This window comes from Cobetia sp. L2A1 (assembly GCF_009796845.1).
Classification (GTDB): domain Bacteria; phylum Pseudomonadota; class Gammaproteobacteria; order Pseudomonadales; family Halomonadaceae; genus Cobetia.
Genome location: NZ_CP047025.1, coordinates 3,389,629 through 3,403,730, shown reverse-complemented (window position 1 = coordinate 3,403,730; position 14,102 = coordinate 3,389,629). Strand labels below are relative to the sequence as shown.

The window sequence follows — 14,102 nt, the reverse complement described above, 5'->3', positions numbered from 1 at the left end:
CTTTGACAAGTGGTGCCGTGGCCCATATGCCGACGGCTGATGAGGAAATCAGATGAGTCTTTCGCGCCGCCTGTTTACCTTGATGTTGTTGCTACTGTTGGTCTTTTCCTTCGGTATCTTCTTCATTCAGGTCAACAACACCCGAGATGCACTGGCCGAACGACAGCGAGTCGAACTCTCGAACCTTGCCCAGAGCTTGAGTCTTGCACTGGTGCCGCATGTTGAGCTTGGTGATGCGGCCAGTGCAGAAGCATTGATTCGTGCCACCCTGGATGGTGGATACGTCCGGGATGTTCGACTGGAAAGTGTTGCGATACCCGCGCCCATTGCGTTTGATATTGAGCGTGAGAGTCTGGCCCCTGAGTGGTTCCGTGAAATGATACCCATCCAGGTGGAAACGGTAAGTCGTGAATTGCCTGGTGGCTGGGCATCGCTGGGAACCATCAGTCTGACGGGCGAGCCTGCTCAAGGGCATGATCAGCTCTGGGCGTTAGCCAAGCGCCTCGGGCTTTGGCTGTTATTGGGTGGGCTATTTTGCTTGCTGATCGCCTCCGTGGTGATGAGACGTTTGCTGCGACCGCTCGATCGTCTATCCAATCGCCTCAATGAGATGGAAACCCAGCGTTTTGATGCACCGCTGGAAGAGACGAGTGTCGCGGAACTCAAGGGGATTACCTCAGCGGTCAATCGTCTTGGGCAGCGGCTGCAGACCCAGTTCGAGGCACAAGCTGCGCAATTGGCGCGTCTCCAGCGCCAAGCTGAGCAGGATTCGGTGTCTGGGCTTGGCAATCGTGGTTATCTCAATCGTGCCGTCGATGAATGGCTGAGCGAACCACTGGGTGGAAGCTTTGTCTTGCTGCGCGCTGCACACATTGAAGAGGTCTATCACGAGCAGGGTTATAAAGGGCGTGATGCCTTGATTCGCGGAATTGCTCAGACCCTTGAGCAGTGTGAGCTCGAAGGCGAGCCGATCGTTGCTGCACGCTTGGGTAACTATGATTTCGGGTTGTTGTTGCCGGAAGTTGATGAAGCCACCCTCCGGACTTTCCTGGGTGAGTTGGCAGGCGATATTGATAGCTTGCTGGATGCCAACCCACTGGCTGAAACCCCGTATATCAGCTGTGCCATCGGTGCAGTTCGACGTGAGCCGGGCATGCTGCGTACGCAGATGTACACGATTGCCGATGCCACGCTGCTGCAGGCTATTGAAGAGGGCAGTGAAGTCGGGCTGGCACCGGAGGGTGGCCAGGCCCGTCCGCGTGGCGAATGGCGGGATGTCATCGAAACGGCGCTGGACGCTGACAATGGACTCGATTTCGTGGCGCAGCCTGTATTGCTGAATGATGGCACCGAGCTACATCGAGAGTTGTTCGCACGCCTGCGCGAAGGAGATGAGCTACATCGGGCTGGTGATTTCCTGCCGGTTATCCGTCACTTCCGTATTGGGGCGCGCTTCGATCTGCGAGCACTGGAATGGCTGGCGATGCATATCGACAGGATTCAAGCGCCACGTCTGGCTCTCAACCTGACGCGAGAAACCTTTGATGACGAGGCTAGTTTCGTCGGGTTGCTCAACTGGTTGAGTGCGCATCCGAGTGTCTGTCAGCGCCTCGATATCGAAGTGTCAGAGAGTATTGCGCTGCGGTATCAAGAGCGCGTCAAGACGCTGTTCCGTCGTGCACGTCGACTAGGTGCACGTGGCGGTATCGATCGCTTTGCACGTGAGTTGAAGGAGTTGAAGTATTTGTCTGCACTACGCCCGGATTACGTCAAGATCGATCAGGCGTTCTTCAAGCGTGAAGATGTCGATACCGAGCTACTGCAGAGTCTGTGCATGACGGCGCATCAGGTTGAATCCAAGGTCATTGTCACGCGTGTTGAGTCCACAGCGGACCAGGCACGTGTCATGTCTGTCGGTGCTGATGGTTATCAGGGTTACGTATCGCCTGCCGTTGATGTCATGGAAAGAAATACTCGCTGAGTGGCAAAGGATGCCTCGTCATGACTCATCGTCGCTGGTGGAAGGGACTGGTGGTCTGGCTGTGGTTGTCTCTCTTGGTAGGAGCGGGCCTGGCGCAAGCGGTTGATGCGCGACGCTTTATCGAGATATACGGCTCTGGCGGCTGGACACGTGTGCAGCAGTGGCATCAGTTGATGAATCGCCTTGAGGGTGTACCGGTGAGGCGCCAGTTGAGAGAAGTGAATGACTTCTTCAATCGCCTGCGTTTCACCGATGACATCAGTGTCTGGGGTCGGAAGGATTACTGGGCAACGCCGCAGGAGTTCCTGGGTGCCGGTGCCGGTGATTGCGATGACTTTGCGATGGCGAAATACCTGACACTGCGCGAGCTGGATGTGCCTGAGAGCTCGCTTCGTCTGCATTACGTCAAGGCGTTGCGTCTCAATCAGTTTCATATGGTGGTGACCTATCAGGCGGCGAATACGCGCAATCCTGATGTGCTCGATAATCTGAATAGCTCAATCTTGCCGGCTAGCGAGCGGACGGATCTACTGCCCATCTACAGCTTCAATGGCAGTGCATTGTGGATGAGCAAGCGACTTGAAGGCGGGGAGCGGATCAGTGACAGTCGAGGACTATCAAGTTTGACTGATTGGCAGAAACGTCGGGCAGATGGCGTGCTCAGAGTCCCCTTGCGTAAGCGCCCTTGAGCTGGATGGCAGTCATGACAGGCAGGTATGAAAACGCACAGCGCCCCGTGACCTCAAGATCACGGGGCGCTGTGCGTTTTTGCTGTTGATATTGCGTGGCAGGTATACGGTTGAGCGATGTCAGGTCGAGCGCAGCTTCGGCAATACTGATTCCTTGCGACATCCTTTTGACGGACTACTCTGGCGTATTGCCCCGCAAGTAGAGGATTTCGATCAGGTTGCCGTAACGGTGACGGCTGGGCATGGTGGCAAGGCCCGAAAACAGGAGCCAGAACAGGCGACGGCCGCGACTCAAGCGATGGGTGTGCTGCAATAAGCGTGACAATAGACGGCTGTCGTCGAAGCCCTTGAAGTTGGGCGTCATGCCGACCTGTTCACGTACCAGCACCGGTGCCATTTCCAGTCGATAAAGTTGCTCGAGTTCGCGAAAGCCGATGCCTTGCGCCTCGACGACCTCCGCCATGTGCTGATAATCGGCTTCACGTGGATCGCGTTCCAGCCAGAGTGGCGACAACGCCAGCCAGACATCCTGGCGGCGTTCGAGCAGGGCTGCTACATCGGGTGCGAGGTGATCGTTCATGGCGGGACATCCTGAAGCCGGGGTCCAGCATGCCAGGCACGAATGGACGTCAGACGAATACGAAGAGAAGAACATCATGATACGGCAGCGGCCCTACCTGGCTCCAGTTGTTCACTGGACTGAGGTGGATAGCGTGGTCGGGGCGGACAGCGTGGCCGACAATCGCTAGAATAGCGCCCAGAAGCTGGTTTCAATGCCGGTTTTATCCGATTCGAACGCCATACTCACGATACGCTCCGATATCGGCAGGCAGCCATGAGTTGCCGCTATCGCGGAGCGGGTATCAGCATCGGCGGGTACACGCCGGGCCAACAGCAAACGAGGTTTTTACGTGATCATCAAACCCAAGGTTCGCGGCTTCATCTGCACCACTACTCATCCCAAGGGCTGCGAGCAGAACGTTGCCGAACAGATCGCCATCACCCGCAAGACCGTCGGTGACAAGCGTGACGGCGGTCCGAAGAAGGTGCTGGTGATTGGTGCCTCCAGTGGTTACGGCCTCGCGGCGCGTATCACGGCAGCGTTCGGTTACGGCGCTGACACCCTGGGTGTCTTCTTCGAGAAGCCGGGTACCGAGAAGAAGGCCGGCACCGCGGGCTGGTACAACTCTGCCGCCTTCGACAAGTTCGCCAAGGCTGAAGGCCTCTACAGCCAGGCGATCAATGGCGACGCCTTCTCCCACGAGACGCGCGCCAAGGCCATCGAGCTGATCAAGGCCAACATGGGCGAAGTCGATCTCGTCATCTACTCATTGGCCTCTCCGGTGCGCAAGATGCCGGACAGCGGTGAGCTCAAGCGTTCCGTGCTCAAGCCGATTGGTGAGACCTACCGCGCAACTGCCATCGACACCAACAAGGATGTCATCATCGAGGCGGAAGTCGAACCTGCTACCGAGCAGGAAATCGACGATACCGTCACCGTGATGGGTGGTCAGGATTGGGAGCTGTGGATGCAGGCGCTGGACGAGGCTGGTGTGCTGGCCGAAGGTGCTCGCTCAGTGGCCTTCAGCTACATCGGTACCGAAATCACCTGGCCGATCTATTGGCATGGTGCACTGGGTCGCGCCAAGGAAGATCTTGACCGCGCTGCTGGCAGCATTCACGACAAGCTTTCTGCTCGTGGTGGACGCGCACACGTCGCCGTACTCAAGTCCGTGGTGACTCAGGCGAGCGCCGCGATTCCGGTCATGCCGCTGTATATCTCGATGGTCTACAAGATCATGAAGGAGAAGGGCCTGCACGAAGGTACCATCGAGCAGCTCAACCGCTTCTACGCTGATCGCTTCTACGGTGACGGTGATATCGTGACCGATGAGTCTGGCCGTCTGCGCCTGGACGATTGGGAGCTGCGTGATGACGTTCAGCAGGCCTGTCAGGAACTGTGGCCGAAGGTCACCAGCGACAATCTGTTCGATATCACAGACTATGCCAGCTACAAGCAGCAATTCCTCAAGCTGTTCGGCTTCACGCGAGATGATGTTGACTACGATGTTGATGTCGCCACTGATGTCGAATTCGATGTGGTTCAGATGTAATTGATTGAGAGACAGGACGCGCAGAAGCAATGCGCGAGCCGCACTTGGTGCGGTGTAATGAAGCGCCACCCTTCGGGGTGGCGTTTTCGATCATGGATCGTCGATTTTCACTCGCTGACTCACTTGCGACGCGCAGGGCGGGGCAGGCGTGGCACAATATGGCGTTCTCCCTCATGACAGCCCCTGAAGGACCCTGACGGATTCCCATGCCTGTGGATGCACTGGTTTCTCCCAAGGCGCAGCAGCGCCAGATTGGCTTTGTCCTGCTGCCCGGCTTTTCATTACTGTCTCAGGCCTGTGCGCTGGAGCCTCTGCAGGTGGCTAATCAGCTTGCAGGGCAGACGCTCTATCGCGCCGTCACCTTTGGCATCGACGGGCGCGGCGTTACCTCGGCGGCTGGGCTCTCGTTAGCGCCTGATAGTCTGGTAGCTAGCGATGCCCGCCATCTGGACACGTTATTTGTGTGTGGTGGTCAGCCAGTCGGTGAAGGCGGACTGCCAGTGATGGCCACTGATCCCACTCTCTTGACATGGCTGAAGCGACTCGCTGAACGCGGTGTGACATTGGGGGGGATCTCTACCGGCACGCGGGAGCTGGCGCGCGCCGGCCTGCTCGATGGTTATCGCGTTACTGTGCACTGGCAGCGTTCAGAGTCCTTTCGGCGTGATTTCCCACAGGTACGGGTATCTCATCAGCTTTATGAGCTGGACCGGGACCGCCTGAGCTGTGGTGGCGGTACCGCGGCGATGGACATGATGATGACGTTGATCGCGCAGCATCACGGCCGCAAGCTGGCCGAGAAGGTATCGGAGCACTTCGTCTGTGAGCGTATTCGCCTGGCCGATGAGCCACAGCATGTGCCGCTCAAGAACCGCTTTGCTCACGCGCCGCAGCCGTTGGTCGAGGCCGTCACGCTGATGGAAGCCAATATCGAGGAGCCGCTTACCACGCACGAGATCGGCGAGCATCTCGGTATCTCGCGGCGTCAGCTGGAGCGGCTGTTCAAGAAGCACCTGCAGTCCGTACCCAGTCGCTACTATCTCGACCTGCGCCTTGCACGTTCGCGTCAGCTATTGCGTGAGAGCGATCAGCCGATTGGTGAGATCGCGCTGGCGACGGGTTTCTCCAGCGCCGCCCATTTCTCCACTGCCTTCCGCAATCATTTCGGGCGCAGCCCCCGCGACGAACGTCTCATTCAGCACGGCTGATTGGTCGTATTGCAGATAATGGGTCGTCTTGCAGGTAAAAGCCGTCACCTGACATAAGTCGCCGTCCTTTCCCTGAAAGTCATTGTCACGTTGTCTCCCTATACTCGAGTGTCATAGCCCGAGGGATTGCTGTGTGCCATCAGCGCCCCGGTCCGACCCTGCGATGAGGAAGAGACGATGACCCAGCTGACCCGTGCCGATTTCGATCATGCCATGGTGCCTAACTACGCACCCCAGGCTGCCATTCCGGTGCGCGGTGAGGGTAGCCGTCTGTGGGATCAGGAGGGTCGTGAGTACATCGATTTCGCGGGCGGTATCGCTGTCACCTCTCTGGGCCACTGCCACCCGGCATTGGTCAAGGCGCTGAAGGATCAGGCCGACAAGGTCTGGCACCTGTCCAATGTCTATACCAATGAGCCTGCGCTGGCGCTGGCCAAGGCGCTGACCGAGCGCACCTTCGCCGACAAGGTCTACTTCTGCTCCTCCGGTGGGGAAGCCAACGAAGCTGCCCTGAAGCTGGCCCGTCGCTTCGCCTACAACGAGCATGGCGAGAAGAAGGACAAGATCATCTCCTTCCGTCAGTCTTTTCATGGTCGCACCTTCTTCACCGTCAGCGTCGGCGGACAGCCCAAGTACTCTCAGGGCTTCGGTCCGATCCCGGGGGGCATCCTGCACGCGGAATTCAACAACCTCGACTCCGTGCGTGAGCTGATGGACGACGATACCTGCGCCATCATCGTCGAGCCGCTGCAGGGTGAGGGCGGCATCATTCCAGGGGATCAATCCTTCCTTGAGGGCCTGCGTGAACTGTGTGACCAGCACGATGCCTTGTTGATCTTTGATGAAGTGCAGAGTGGTGCCGGTCGTACTGGCCGTCTCTACGCTTATGAGCACTTTGGCGTGGTGCCGGACATCCTGACCACTGCCAAGGGCATCGGTGGCGGCTTCCCGTTGGGCGCAATGCTGACGACTGACCGTATCGCGCCGGCGATGGCCATCGGTACGCACGGTTCCACCTATGGCGGCAACCCGCTGGCCTGTGCCGTCGGTCTCGCGGCGCTGGAAACCATCGACACCCCCGAAGTGCTCGCCGGTGTTGCGTATCGTCACGAGCTGCTGCGCAAGGGACTTGAAGCCATCGGCAATCATCACGGCGTTTTCAAGGAAGTGCGCGGCATGGGCTTGCTGATCGGTGCCGAGATGGCGCCAGGCTATGCAGGGCGCGCCAAGGACATCCTGAATCTGGCGATGGCGGAAGGCCTGATGGTGCTGATCGCCGGTCCTGACGTGTTGCGTCTCGCACCGTCACTGGTGATCAGTGAAGACGAGATCCAGAGTGGGCTCGATAAACTCGAACTCGCCGTGGCGAACTTTGTCTCTGGCACTGCATCGGCATGAACAGTGCGCCGATGCTGGTCGTGCGTCCTGCCGAGAGTCGCGATCTGCTTGCACTTGAGCGGCTCGCGGCGACGGCAACGCCACGACTGACCAATCTGCCGCCACATCGTGATCGTCTTGAGGAGCGCATTACGCGCTCCCAGCGCAGTCTACGTGCCGAGATCGATTTCCCGGGTGATGAAACCTACTGTTTCGTGTTGGAAGATCTTGAAACGCAAGAAGTGGTAGGCACTGCCTCTCTGCGCGCCGAGGCAGGCGCGCGCGAGGCTTATTACACCTACCGCCAGGAAACGCTGATTCACGCCTCCCAGCAGCTCAATGTCCGCCATGAAGTGCAGACACTGGCACTGTCTCATGAGGTCTCGGACGCGACGCTGCTGTGTGCCTTGTCGCTGGATGCCCGCTATCGCGAGACAGATGCCGACAGCTTGCTGCGACGTGCGCGCTTGATGTTCATCGCTCAGTATCCCGAGCGTTTCGCCAGTGAGCTGGCGGTGGCTTTTCCGGGCTATCTGGAAATGCGTGACGGGTGTCAGATCAGTCCGTTCTGGGATAGCGTTGGCCAGCATTTCTTTGATCGTGATTTCAATGAAATCAATCAGATGGCAGGCATACGCTCCAAGAGTTTCATTGCCGAGGTGATGCCACCGTTTCCGCTCTATCTGCCGTTGCTCACGCCGCAGGCGCGCGCCGCCATCGGGCGTGAGAACCAGCGCCACGAATATGCCATGCAAGAGATGCTGGCGGAGGGCTTCTCGCGCTCACGCCATGTCGACATCTTTGATGCCGGACCCTTGCTGCTGGCTGAACGTGAACGCCTGCACACCTTCGCGAATTGTGGTTGGCATCCAGTGCGTATCCGTCCTGCAGAAAGCTTGCCGGATGCGGTGCCAGCGATGGTTGCCAATCAGCACTTGGGCGGGTTCCGTTGCGTACTGGCGCGTTATGCACTGACGCCGACAGGGCAGCTGATGCTGACGCCAGAGCAGGCCGAAATACTGGGTGTGGAAGAAGGGCGTGCCGTCTTGGCAGTGCCGATGCCGTTGCCGGCTGTCGACGAAGGAGAGCTGTGATGCGTATTCGTCCGATTGCCCGACACGATATTGAAGGGCTGAAGGTATTGGCGCGCGAAACTGGCGTCGGTTTCACCTCGCTTCCCGACAATCATGAATTTCTGATCGCCAAGATAGAACGCACGCTGGCGGCCTTCGAGGCCCGCGAAAAGTCCGAAGACCGACTTTACTTCTTCGTGCTGGAAGACGACAGCGACGGCAGTATCGCCGGGTGTTGCGCCATCGAAGCCTGTGTCGGCAGCGATGCACCGTTCTATCACTACCGGCTGGGGTCATTGGCGCACTCCTCGGTGCAGCTGAATCTCCATCGCACCCTGGACACCCTGACGTTGTGTTCGGACCACACTGGTAACGCTGAAGTCTGCTCGCTGTTTCTGCGTGAAGACTGGCGACGTGATCGCAATGGTGCGCTGCTTTCCAAGGTGCGCTGGTTGTTCATGGCTCAGTTTCGTGAGGTATTTCCGAACAAGGTGCTGGCCGAGATGCGTGGCGTATTTACCCCCGAAGGGCGTAGTCCTTTCTGGGAGTGCCTGGGCAGCCACTTCTTCCCGATGGATTTCGAAGAGGCCGATCGCCTCACCGGCATGGGCCAGAAGAGCTTCATCGGCGAGCTGATGCCCAAGTTTCCCATCTACACGCCGTTCCTGTCCGAGCCTGCTCGCGCTGCCATCGGCCAGGTGCACGAGCACACTCGGCCGGCAGTGGCGATGCTCAAGAAGGAAGGGCTGCGCTGGGAAGGTTACGTCGACATCTTCGATGGCGGGCCGACAGTGGAAGCCTATATCGATGATGTGCGCGCCGTGCGTGACAGTCAGCTGGCCCGCGTCGAGCTGATAGAAGGCAATGCCCCCGCAACTGAACGGCCCTCCATCATGGCGTCCACTACCTCAATGGCGGACTTCCGCGCCAGCTGGATCAGCCATGGTGTCACGCAGGATGACGATGGCGAATGCCATGTTCGCCTCCATCGTGATGAAGCTGGGCGGCTAGCGGTTGCCGCGGGAGATTACCTGCGCGTGCTGGCCGGCTGAGATTCGCACGGGCTCTTCTCTGTTCTCGGGTTGATTCAGGCATCGGCCTTCACACCGACTTTCACGGGGAGGTACACCCACCACCTCGTCCCCCTTTCGTCAGCGTCGCTTCGGCGACGCGCCATCTCCATGAGGCAAGCCATGACCGATACGACTTCGACTTCTGCCACGCTCGCTGTGCGTCAGCAGCTTTACATCGGTGGTGAGTGGCTGCCGGGTAAAGCGGCTTCCTTTGCCAAGGCTGACCCTGTCTCTCACGCACCGTTGTGGGAAGCACAGGCTGCCAGTGCAGACCAGGTCGAGCATGCTGTCGCAGCCGCGCGGCAGGCATTCCCTGCGTGGGCGAAGCTCGGCTTTGAGGCACGACTGGTCGTGGTGGAGCGCTTCCGCGAGCAGCTGGAGCAACACCGTGAAGCCCTGGCGACCAGCATTGCCAGCGAGACGGGCAAACCGTTCTGGGAAGCGCGCACCGAAGTCGGCGCAATGATGGCCAAGATCGCGATTTCGGTGAAGGCCTATCACGAGCGTACCGGCGAGCGTAGCAAGGATGTCGCTGGCACCCAGGCGGTGCTGCGCCATCGTCCGCATGGCGTGATGGCGGTCTTCGGCCCCTACAACTTCCCGGGCCATCTGCCCAACGGGCATATGGTGCCTGCGCTGCTGGCGGGCAATACCTGCGTGTTCAAACCCTCTGAACTGACCCCAGCCACCGCTGATCTCACCCTGCAATGCTGGGAGGCCGCCGGCTTGCCGGCAGGCGTGATCAATCTGGTGCAGGGCGCGGCAGAGGTAGGCCAGGCGCTGTCCCAGTCCGAAGGCATCGATGGACTGTTGTTCACCGGCAGCGCCAAGGTCGGCAAGTTACTGCATCGTCAGTTTGCGGGTCAGGTCGGCAAGTTGTTGGCGCTTGAGCTGGGCGGTAACAACCCGTTGGTGGTGCGCGACGTGCAGGATGAAGCGGCAGTCGTGCTTGCCATCATCCAATCGGCATTTGCCTCCGGTGGCCAACGCTGTACCTGTGCGCGCCGTCTGATGGTGCCGGTGGGTGAGGTCGGTGATCGTCTCATCGAGGCCCTGGCCACGGCCCTGCGCGAGCTGCGCGTGGGCGGTCAGTTTGATGAAGACACCCCGTTCTACGGTGGTTTGGCCAGCGTGGCGGCCGCTGATGGTTTGCTCAAGGCCCAGAGTGATCTTGAAGCGCTGGGTGGCAATGTCATCGTGCGCATGCAGCGTGTGGCGGAGGGCACCAGCCTGCTCAGCCCAGCGCTTATCGATGTCACTGGCCTGACACTTGAGGATGAAGAATTCTTCGGTCCGCTACTCAAGGTGCATCGTTATCAGGATTGGGATGAAGCTCTCGCATTGGCCAACGATACCCGCTACGGCCTGTCGGCGGGGCTGATCGGGGGTGAGCGTGCTGACTGGGATGACTTCCTGCTGCGTATCCGCGCGGGCATCGTCAACTGGAACCGTCAGACCACCGGCGCCTCCGGTGATGCTCCCTTCGGTGGTATCGGCGATAGCGGCAATCATCGTCCCAGCGCCTATTACGCGGCCGACTACGTCAGCTATCCGGTTGCCTCCATGGAAGCGGATAGTCTGGTGCTGCCGGATACGTTGCCCGCCGGTATTCGTCTGTGACTCGAGGCGAATACGACTCGAAGTGAATGTGTGCCGAGGGTGGCCTGAGAGCGCCATAACCCCCCATTGATGAGCATGGCGCCGCGGCGTCGTGTCAGGAGAGATCCATGTCTGATGCCTCTCGCGTGATCGCGGGCTTTCGTGAAGTGAATTTTGATGGCCTGGTCGGCCCGACGCACAATTACGCCGGGTTGGCCCACGGCAACGTGGCGTCGATGCGTCATGGCGGCCTAGCCTCCAATCCACGTGAAGCAGCCCTGCAAGGCCTGGACAAGATGAAGTCGTTGGCGGATCTGGGTTATGCACAGGGGGTTCTGCTGCCGCAGCAGCGCCCGGATCTCGGCGCGCTGCGGGACCTGGGCTTCAGCGGTAGCAATGCCGACGTCTTGAAGGCCGCCAGTGAGCAGGCGCCACAGCTGTTGCGCGCGGTGTGCTCCGCTTCCAGCATGTGGACGGCGAATGCCGCTACCGTCACGCCATCACGCGACAGTGGTGATGGGCGGGTGCATTTCACGCCCGCCAATCTGCAGTCGAGTTTCCACCGCTATCTGGAGCCCGCGACCACCGGACGTATTCTGGGGGCCATCTTTGCCGATGATGCTCACTTTGCGCATCACGCCGCACTGCCTGCCACTCCCGCGTTTTCCGATGAAGGCGCGGCCAATCACACGCGGCTGTGCGATGGCCATGGCGGGCCGGGCGTGCACCTCTACGTCTATGGCCGTCAGGCCTTCGGTGGCGATGGTGTCGAGCCACACCGCTATCCAGCACGCCAGACACTGGAAGCCAGCCAGGCCGTGGCACGTCAGCATGGCGTGAGCGACGCTCAGGCCGTGTTCGCGCAGCAGCATCCGGATGCCATTGATGCAGGTGTCTTTCACAACGACGTGATTGCGGTAGGCAATGGCTCGGTGCTGTTCTACCACGAGCTGGCCTTCCGCGATGAGGAGGCGGTACTCGACGAGATTCGCGCCAAGCTTTCCACGCCGCTGATACCGATACGCGTCCCGGTGGAGGCGGTCAGTCTCGAGGACGCCGTGTCGTCCTATCTGTTCAACTCGCAGCTGCTCTCCAACGACGATGGCAGCATGACGCTGGTGGTGCCGGGTGAGTGTCAGGAGAATGAAACGGTGTGGAATGCGCTGCAGAGTGCAATTCTGGCGGGGCCGAATCCCATTGGCGAAGTGTTGGTGAAAGACGTCAAGCAGAGCATGCGCAATGGCGGTGGCCCGGCATGTCTGCGTCTGCGTGTCGTGCTGAGTGATGCCGAGCGCGCAGCACTCTCAGGCCGCGTGTTGATGAATGACACCTTGCACGGCGAGCTGAGCGGCTGGGTCAATCGTCATTACCGCGACAGCCTGACACCGGCTGATCTGGCAGATCCACGACTGGCGGAAGAGACACTCACCGCACTTGATGAGCTGACGCAGCTATTGAAGGTTGGCAGCGTGTACGCCTTCCAGCGCTGAGCGCGTGAGCCGAGCGTCGCTATCAGAAAAAAGCCCCCACCGGATGCCGATGGGGGCTTTTTCGTGGCTAACATCTATCGCTCGCTCATTCACTCATGCCAGTTGGGGCTGCAAGACTCTTCTGGGTTCATGACGCACCGGCCAATGAACAAGCGCTGCCAGTAGGCCCAAGACGCCACTGGAGATCCACAGCAGGTCATAGCTGCCGGTCATCTGATAGACCACGCCACCGCCCCATGCGCCGAGGAAAGCGCCCATCTGGTGGGCCGCCAGTACCATGCCGAACACGAAGGCCTGACGCTTCTGACCGAAGTAGAGCGCGACCGCCTGACTGGTCAACGGCACCGTGGACAGCCACAGCACGCCCATGATCGCGCCGAAGGTGTAAAGCAGGGCGCTGGTTGGCGGGATGACCACCATCGCCATCACCAGGGCTGCGCGGCACAGATAGATCAGCATCAACAGCTGCGGTGGGTGACGCCGTCCGCCCCAGGCACCGAAACAGATGGTACCGGCGATGTTGAGCGCCCCGATGATGGCCAGGGTATTGCCTGCCACGTTCAGCGGCAGCCCGCAGGCGACCACGAAGTTGGGCAGGTGAGTGGCGATGAAGGCGACATGCACGCCGCAGACGAAGAAGCCGCCGGCCAGCGCCAGAAAGCGGCGGTCTTGCCATAGCGGACACTCGATGGGCAGGTCTTCAAGTTCTGGCTGGCTGCCGGGTGCCGGCCGACGCAGCAGGGGGAGCGCCAGCGGAATCAACAACAGACAGCTTGCGCCCAGTGCTAACATCGCGACCTTCCAGTCGATCAGTACCAGTATCGGCGTGGCGACGGAATAGATCAGCTGTCCCAGCGAGCCACCGGCAGAGGCGATGCCCAGCCCCAGCCCCCGATGTTCGATCGGTACCACGCGAGTGACGGCTGCCAGCACCAGCGGGAAGGTGGTGGCCCCGATGCCGATGCCGGCCAGGACCCCGGCCCCCAGCATCCACACCGTCGGCGTTGGCCAGATGGCAGTGATGCCCATGCCCACCGCGTAGCACAGACTGCCGACCAGGAAGATGCTCAGCGTGCCGAAGCGATCTGACAGCTTGCTGGCAATCGGCGCTGACAGGCCAAATACCAGATTCTGTATGGCCAACGCAAAGGACAGGCTACCCATCCCCCAGGTCAGTTCGCTCGCCATCGGCGGCAGCATGAAGCCCATTGCCTGTCGCGCGCCGGTATTGATCGCCAATATCAGCGCGGCCAATGCAATTGCTGCCTTCCAGTTCAGTTGCATGTCTGGCCCACCTCTGTCGTTATCATCGTGATTGCCTATGCCGCTGTCCGTGGACGAAAGATCATCTTTAGCGCGTGATCGATGTATTTCACTTTATTCTCATCAAAGGGCGCGTCCCGATTACGTCAGTAGCGGTAGCATAAGCGACAGCGCTGTCAGCCTTGCAGGAATACGTTCGCTTGGTGAGCGATGGTGCGAGGTTGGTGACATCAAT

General features: G+C 59.8%; 12 protein-coding genes. 10 read left to right on the top strand and 2 right to left on the bottom strand.

What is annotated here, in order from left to right:
- Positions 1 to 52 precede the first annotated feature (52 nt).
- Together GQR90_RS14510 and GQR90_RS14505 are read left to right on the top strand one after the other, a co-directional pair.
- Positions 53 to 1,981 carry a bifunctional diguanylate cyclase/phosphodiesterase gene (locus GQR90_RS14510; RefSeq protein WP_158774730.1) on the top strand — a complete coding sequence of 643 codons (1,929 nt, stop codon included), beginning with the start codon at positions 53 to 55 and terminating at the stop codon, positions 1,979 to 1,981.
- Between the two features lie 20 nt (positions 1,982 to 2,001).
- Entirely contained in the window at positions 2,002 to 2,670 is a 669-nt protein-coding gene (locus tag GQR90_RS14505) for a transglutaminase-like cysteine peptidase (protein ID WP_199269436.1), read from the top strand.
- Positions 2,671 to 2,845: 175 nt separating this feature from the next.
- On the opposite strand, the gene GQR90_RS14500 is transcribed toward GQR90_RS14505, so the two are convergent.
- Positions 2,846 to 3,250 carry a DUF7079 family protein gene (locus tag GQR90_RS14500; protein WP_158774729.1) on the bottom strand — a complete coding sequence of 135 codons (405 nt, stop codon included), beginning with the start codon at positions 3,248 to 3,250 and terminating at the stop codon, positions 2,846 to 2,848.
- Here GQR90_RS14500 and GQR90_RS14495 point away from each other — a divergent pair.
- The 8 genes from GQR90_RS14495 (at position 3,249) to astB (ending at position 12,604) form a co-directional block, all read left to right on the top strand.
- Entirely contained in the window at positions 3,249 to 3,419 is a 171-nt protein-coding gene (locus tag GQR90_RS14495; protein WP_158774728.1) for a hypothetical protein, read from the top strand. The genes GQR90_RS14500 and GQR90_RS14495 overlap by 2 nt on opposite strands.
- Positions 3,420 to 3,581: 162 nt before the next feature.
- Positions 3,582 to 4,784: an enoyl-ACP reductase FabV gene (gene fabV, locus GQR90_RS14490; RefSeq protein WP_158774727.1), complete on the top strand. Its 1,203-nt coding sequence runs from the start codon at positions 3,582 to 3,584 to the stop codon at positions 4,782 to 4,784.
- Between the two features lie 206 nt (positions 4,785 to 4,990).
- On the top strand, positions 4,991 to 5,992 hold the full coding sequence (locus GQR90_RS14485) for a GlxA family transcriptional regulator (protein ID WP_158774726.1): 1,002 nt from the start codon (positions 4,991 to 4,993) through the stop codon (positions 5,990 to 5,992).
- A 177-nt stretch (positions 5,993 to 6,169) separates the two neighbouring features.
- Complete coding sequence (locus tag GQR90_RS14480) at positions 6,170 to 7,390, top strand: aspartate aminotransferase family protein (protein WP_158774725.1); 1,221 nt, start codon at positions 6,170 to 6,172, stop codon at positions 7,388 to 7,390.
- A gap of 11 nt (positions 7,391 to 7,401) precedes the next feature.
- Positions 7,402 to 8,463 carry an arginine N-succinyltransferase gene (locus GQR90_RS14475; protein ID WP_158775552.1) on the top strand — a complete coding sequence of 354 codons (1,062 nt, stop codon included), beginning with the start codon at positions 7,402 to 7,404 and terminating at the stop codon, positions 8,461 to 8,463.
- On the top strand, positions 8,463 to 9,494 hold the full coding sequence (gene astA, locus GQR90_RS14470; protein WP_158774724.1) for an arginine N-succinyltransferase: 1,032 nt from the start codon (positions 8,463 to 8,465) through the stop codon (positions 9,492 to 9,494). Before GQR90_RS14475 ends, astA begins: the two co-directional genes overlap by 1 nt.
- A 141-nt stretch (positions 9,495 to 9,635) precedes the next feature.
- Entirely contained in the window at positions 9,636 to 11,135 is a 1,500-nt protein-coding gene (gene astD / locus GQR90_RS14465) for a succinylglutamate-semialdehyde dehydrogenase (protein ID WP_158774723.1), read from the top strand.
- Positions 11,136 to 11,242: 107 nt separating this feature from the next.
- A complete protein-coding gene (astB, locus tag GQR90_RS14460; protein ID WP_158774722.1) occupies positions 11,243 to 12,604 on the top strand; it encodes an N-succinylarginine dihydrolase in 1,362 nt (453 codons plus the stop codon).
- A 93-nt stretch (positions 12,605 to 12,697) separates the two neighbouring features.
- Here the strand turns inward: astB and GQR90_RS14455 are convergent, their stop codons facing one another.
- Positions 12,698 to 13,888, bottom strand: a complete 1,191-nt coding sequence (locus tag GQR90_RS14455) for an MFS transporter (protein WP_158774721.1) — start codon at positions 13,886 to 13,888, stop codon at positions 12,698 to 12,700.
- Between the last annotated feature and the right edge of the window lie 214 nt (positions 13,889 to 14,102).